The following is a 6,648-nucleotide window of genomic DNA, read 5'->3' as shown; positions in this document are numbered from 1 at the left end:
TATTCACTGTTGGGAATCAGAGGTTTTTTAGCTTTGCCTTCTGATTCTTAATTGGTAGCAGTGACATGATTCTATTCAGCAGGGCAAACGCATGTAATTTGTGAAACCCTTGTTGCATAAGAATATTGATGAAAAAATCGCCTCAATTATCAAACGCTCAAACCCCTGCTCTGGTTTATTCACTTGATTCAGCAGTGTCAATTTGCTAATATACTCTGTTATGCATAAGTTCATTGTCCTAACACTTACAAGACTAGCCCTTTCAAAGTGACTCGTTAAATATCTTGTTTTTCTTTAGCGCTCTCTGTGCCCCTGTGGTTTATAAGTAATTTATTTAACCACTACAGATACACAAAACACAGAGTAAAGAGCTTAAAAAGTAATTTATTGACTAAACTTTTTACCTACCTTGAAAGAGCTAGTCCTGACACTTCTACTCAAGATTGAGGCTTCCAACCTAAATTTCCTTTTATATAAGAGAGTGCAATGTCTTTTAAAACTGCGCCAAACTGGTTACAAGGTTTACTAGGAGTTGCCATTATAAGTGCAGTTACCTTATATGCAAATATCTCAGTTGCCCAAATCACCCCAGACGGCACTCTGCCAAATAATTCCAATGTGAAATTAGAGGGCAATACCAGAATTATTGAGGGTGGAACCATAAGAGGGGGTAATCTGTTCCACAGCTTTGGGGAGTTCTCTGTTCTCAATGGCAGTACTGCTTTATTCAATAATTCACTGGATATTCAGAACATCCTGACACGAGTAACAGGTAAGTCAATTTCTAATATAGATGGCTTAATTCGTGCTAACGGTAAAGCAAACTTATTCCTGCTCAATCCTAATGGGATTATTTTTGGTAAAAATGCTAGTTTAAATATCGGCGGTTCCTTTGTCGCCACAACAGCCAATGCCATTGGGTTTGGCAATTTGGGATTTTTTAGCGCCTCAAATCCAGAAGCACCTTCACCCTTGTTAACAGTAAATCCAAATACCTTACTATTCAATCAAATTGTAGCTGCACCGATTCAAAATAGTTCGACTGCACCAGCACCAAAAGATCCAGCTGGTTTTAAAGTATCTGGTTTAAGTGTTAAAGATGGAAAGAGTTTGCTGCTAGTAGGTGGCAATGTCAACATGGATGGTGGAAAACTGAATGCTTATGGTGGTCGAGTTGAATTGGGAGGATTGACATCAAGCGGAACTATAGCGCTTGGGATAGATGGTGACAACTTTCGCTTAGGCTTTCCTACTGAAAGTGCGCGAGCGGATGTTTCTTTAGCTAATGGATCTAGTGTAGATGTAAAAGCTGCTGCTGGTGGGAGTATTGCAGTTAACGCCCGGAATTTAGAGATGAAGGGAGGGAGTTTCCTGCAAGCAGAGATAGACAGTGGTAATGGTTCTGATAATAGTAAGGCTGGAAATATTACGGTTAATGCAACTGGAGCAATAAATCTTAACAATGCAACCATTATTAATCTGGTGCGATCGCAAGCAAATGGACAGGGAGGCGATGTCAATATCAGTGCTAGCACGTTACAACTTGAGGCTGGAGCGCAGGTAAGTACTAGTACATCTGGTATGGGTAAGGGAGGAAATTTGAGCGTTGATGCCCAAGATGTGCAACTGATTGGTAGAAGCGCTGATGGTCAATCTGCCAGTAGCTTGTTTGCTGGTACACAGCCAAACTCAACAGGGGATGCAGGTAATTTAACGATTAAAACTAATACTTTGCTAGTACGAGATGGGGCACAGGTAAGTACTATTACATCTGGTGCGGGTAAGGCAGGAAATTTGAGCATTGATGCCCAAGATGTGCAACTGATTAGTAGAAGCGCCGATGGTAAGTATCCCGGTGGCTTGTTTGCTGGCGCACAGTCAAACTCAACAGGGGACGCGGGTACTTTGACGATTAAAACTAACACCTTGCTAGTGCGAGATGGGGCACAGGTAAGTACTATTACATCTGGTGCGGGTAAGGGAGGAAATTTGAGCATTGATGCCCAAGATGTGCAACTGATTCGTACAAGCGCCGATGGTAAATATCCTAGTGGCTTGTCTGCTGGCGCACAGCCAAACTCAACAGGGGACGCAGGTAATTTAACGATTAAAACTAATACCTTGCTAGTGCGAGATGGGGCACAGGTAAGTACTATTACACTTGGTACGGGTAAGGGAGGAAATTTGAGCGTTAATGCCCAAGACGTTCAATTGATTGGTACAACCGCCGATGGTAAGTATCCCAGTGGCTTGAGTGCTGGCGCACAGCCAAACTTAACAGGGGACGCGGGTGATGTGACGATTAAAACTAATACCTTGCTAGTGCGAGATGGGGCACAGGTAAATACTGCTACATTTGGTGCGGGTAAGGGAGGAAATTTGAGCATTGATGCCCAAGATGTGCAAGTGATTGGTAGAAGTGCTAATAATCGGCTTCCCAGTGCCTTGGGTACTTCTGCACAGCGAAACTCATTAGGGGATGCGGGCGATCTTGCAGTTAGAACTAATACTTTGCTAGTGCGAGATGGGGCAGAGGTAAGTACTGCTACATCTGGTGCGGGTAAGGGAGGAAATTTGAGCGTTGATGCCCAAGATGTGCAACTGATTGGTAGAAGCGCTGATGGTCAATTTGCCAGTCGCTTGTTTGCTGGCGCACAGCCAAACTCAACAGGAGATGCGGGTGATTTGACGGTCAAAACCAATACCTTATTAGTGCGAGATGGGGCACGGGTAAATACTGGCACTTTTGGTGCAGGCAACGGTGGAATTTTGAGCGTTGATGCCCAAGATGTGCAACTGATTGGTAGAAGCACTGATGGTCGGTTTGCTAGTGGCTTGTTTGCACTAGCAAGCTCAAACTCAACAGGAGATGCGGGTGCTTTGACGGTCAAAACCAATACCTTGCTAGTGCGAGATGGGGCACGGGTAAATACTGTCACTTTTGGTGCAGGCAACGGTGGAATTTTGAGGGTTGATGCTCAAGATGTGCAATTGATTGGTAGAAGTGCTGATGGTCGGTTTCCTGGTGGCTTATTTGCACAAGCAAACTCAAACTCAACAGGAGATGCGGGTGATTTGACAGTCACAACTAATACCTTGCTAGTACAAGATGGGACAGTAAGCGTGCGGAGTTTTGGAACAGGAACCGCAGGCAACATGACATTAAATGCACGCTCTATCCGTTTAAACAACAACGGCTTACTTATCGCCAATACACGCAGCCCCAAAGTTGACCGGCCTAGCGAACAGGGGACAATTAACATTAACTCAAAAGATTTAATCATGACTGGCAATAGCAACATCAAAACCGACGCCAGAGGAAAAAAGGTTATCGGCGGCAACATCAAAATTAAAGCCGATGTCCTGGTTGGCTTTGAAAATAGCGACATCAGCGCTAATTCTGCTAACTTTCTGGGCGGGAATGTCATAGTCAATACGAAAGGTATCTTTGGTTTTCAGTTCCGGGATGTAGCTTCCCCAAACACAAGCGATATCACCGCCAAAGGGCGAACTCGCAAGTTGAGCGGTAATGTGCAAATCACTACACCTGATATTGACCCCACTCGCGGCTTAGTCGAACTCCCAATTAATCTAGTTGATGCTTCTACGCAAATTTCCACCGCCTGCACACCTGGAACTCGGCAATTCCAAAACACATTTGTCGCAACAGGACGCGGTGGACTACCCATGAGTCCCACTGAACCATTACAAGATTCAAGTACTGTGTCTGCGTGGGTAAAATTAAGACCAAAATCAGAAAACTTGGCAAACACAACGCCTGTGCCAAAATCAACAGCAGTTTCAACTACTCCCATTGCTGCTACAATTCCAATTGTGGAAGCTTCTGGCTGGGTAATCGATCGCAAGGGAAACATAGAATTAGTAGCACTTCCTCAACTCAACCCCCACAGTCCTTGGCAAACACCTGCTTCCTGTCCTGTATCTCAGGGAGGTGTGAAAAAATATGGCAAAATTTCAGATGCCAAAGCGAGTAATTAGATTTGCGATAACTCCCGTAGTCCTATTTACCCTTGCTGTTTTCCTGACTATTATCCCTAGCACATTCGCTAAACAAATCCAGACAAATTCACCAAACGGGTTTCACATCCAAACCAATAAACCCCCAGCCACAACACCACAGCAACTTCTTGAGCAAGGAGAAACACTTTACCAAGCTGGACGCTTTACCGAAGCGGTAAATGTTCTACAACAAGCTGTCCGTACCTATCAACGAGAAAGCAATAACCTTGCACAAGCCGCAGCGCTGACTAACCTCTCTCTTGTATACCAGCAACTCGGCTCGTGGAAAGAAGCTTATGCAACTATTGACAATAGCTTAAATTTGCTTGGCTGGGATGAGAGAAATCAAAAGTTAAATGTCAACAATCCCAAATCTGAATTGTTAGAAATTCTTGCACAAACCCTAAATATTCAGGGCGAATTGCAACTAGCACAGGGACAAACTGATGCATCTATAAAAACATCACAACAAGCAGAGCAAATCTGGAAGAAATTAGGTGACAATGCTGGAGTAACGCGCAGCCGTATTAACCAAGCACAAGCTCTACGAGTTGCTGGTTTTTACCGCCGTAGCTTAGATATATTAAATGAAGTATCCCAACAATTAATTTCCCAACCTGACTCACCTGTAAAAGTAACAGCTTTGCGATCGCTTGGCAATGTCTTACAACAATTAGGCGAACTAGAGTCATCCGAAAAAAACTTACAACAAAGCTTAGAAATAGCTCAACGTCTGCAACTGCCTCTAGAAATTAGTTTGACGGAATTTAGCCTCGGTAATACTGCTAGGTCGTTAAGTAATATTAAAGGTGCGATCGCTCATTATGAAAATGCTGCGAAAATTGCACCAAACCCTCTGGCCCAAGTTCAAGCCCTGATTAATCAGCTAAGTTTGCTTGTCGAAAACGAACGCATCACTGAAGCAAAGTCATTAATACCCACAATCCAATCTCAAGTCCCCAATCTGCCTACCAATCAAGCTGGTATTTATGCACGGATCAATTTTGCTCAGACTTTGACCACAATTGGTAATAAAAAAGACATTACAATTCTGGTAAGTAGCGTTCAGCAAGCCAAAATAATTGGCGATAAACGTGCCGAATCCTATGCACTGGGCAGCTTGGGAGAAGTTTACGAGCAGAACCAACAATTGCAAGAAGCGCAAGATTTGACGCAGCAAGCCTTGTTTCTAGCTGAAAAAATTGATGCCTCAGATATAGCTTATCGCCTTGAGTGGCAGTTAGGACGCTTACTCAAAGCACAGGGAAATATCGAAGCCGCCATATCTGCTTATGATGTTGCTGTCACAACTCTTCAGTCTCTTCGCAGCGATTTAGTTGCGGTTAATTCAGAGGTGCAGTTCAATTTTCGCGATCGCATAGAACCGATTTATCGCCAGTCTGTAGAGTTGCTTTTACAAGAGAAAGGACAAGGAAAACCAGATTTAGATAAGGCACGACAGCGAATTGAAGCCTTGCAAGTTGCAGAACTCGACAATTTTTTCCGAGAAGCTTGCTTGAGTAACCAATTTGTGGTATTGGACAAAGTAGTAGACCGCGACAACCCGAATACTGCTATTTTCTACCCGATTATTTTAGATAACCATTTAGAAATTATTATCAAACTTCCCAATCAAACATTGATGCATAAAACTTCTAAAGTCAATCGTCAGCAAGTAGAGCAAGTTATTACAAAAATACGAGAGACAATAGTCGAACCCGATGCTAATCAGAAATTTAAAGCAGCTTCTCAACAGCTTTATAATTGGTTAATCAAACCAGTTGAAACAGACCTCAAAAATAGTAAAGTTAATACTCTAGTCTTTATTCCAGACGGGTTGCTGCGAAATATCCCAATGTCTGCATTGTATGATGGTAAAGAGTATTTACTCCAAAAATATTCTGTAGCTATTAGCCCCGGACTGCAACTATTTACTCCCAAACCTTTAGCACACAAAAAATTAAATGCCCTGGCTGGAGGACTATCACAACCACCCAAAAATGAAAAGTTTGCACCACTTCCCAACGTTAAGGTTGAACTGAAATTAATTCAGGAATCAGGCATATCGACAACTACATTATTGGATGAAAATTTTACCAGTACAAATTTAGCAAAAACTATCAACGCTGAAGATTTTAGAGTTGTTCACTTTGCAACTCACGGGCGATTTAGCTCTAAAGCAAAAGACACTTTTATTTTAGCAGATGATGGACGTATCAATGTGAGTGAATTAGATAGTTTGCTCAAAAGTAGAGGGCAAAAACGCACAGAGCCAGTTGAATTACTTGTTTTGAGTGCTTGCGAAACAGCAGCAGGAGATAACCGAGCTGCATTGGGATTAGCAGGAGTTGCCCTGCGTGCTGGTGCGCGGAGTACTTTAGCCTCCCTGTGGCAAATTGGCGATAACTCCACAGCTTTGTTTATTGATGAATTTTACCGCCAGTTAGTGGCTGGTAAAACTACGGCAAAAGCTTTACGCTTTGCTCAATTAAAACTACTTGAATCTCGCGAATACAACCGTCCGATGTACTGGGCACCCTACGTCCTAGTTGGTAATTGGTTGTAGAAATTTAGGTTTATAGATACTTTGCGCGATATTAATAGGACTTACGCAAAATATCTCTCAAA

At 42.9% G+C, this 6,648-nt stretch carries 2 protein-coding genes; both read left to right on the top strand.

What is annotated here, in order from left to right:
- The first annotated feature begins 486 nt into the window (after nt 1-486).
- On the top strand, nt 487-3,999 hold the full coding sequence (locus HWQ23_RS28820; protein WP_292836429.1) for a two-partner secretion domain-containing protein: 3,513 nt from the start codon (nt 487-489) through the stop codon (nt 3,997-3,999).
- A complete protein-coding gene (locus HWQ23_RS28815; protein ID WP_292836426.1) occupies nt 3,965-6,586 on the top strand; it encodes a CHAT domain-containing protein in 2,622 nt (873 codons plus the stop codon). The genes HWQ23_RS28820 and HWQ23_RS28815 overlap by 35 nt, the downstream gene beginning before the upstream one ends.
- Nucleotides 6,587-6,648 lie beyond the last annotated feature (62 nt).

It is taken from the genome of Nostoc sp. JL33, assembly GCF_017114985.1.
In the GTDB taxonomy this organism is placed as follows: domain Bacteria; phylum Cyanobacteriota; class Cyanobacteriia; order Cyanobacteriales; family Nostocaceae; genus Nostoc.
The sequence above is the reverse complement of the archived record's forward strand: the minus strand, read 5'-3'. Positions and strand labels throughout refer to the sequence as shown.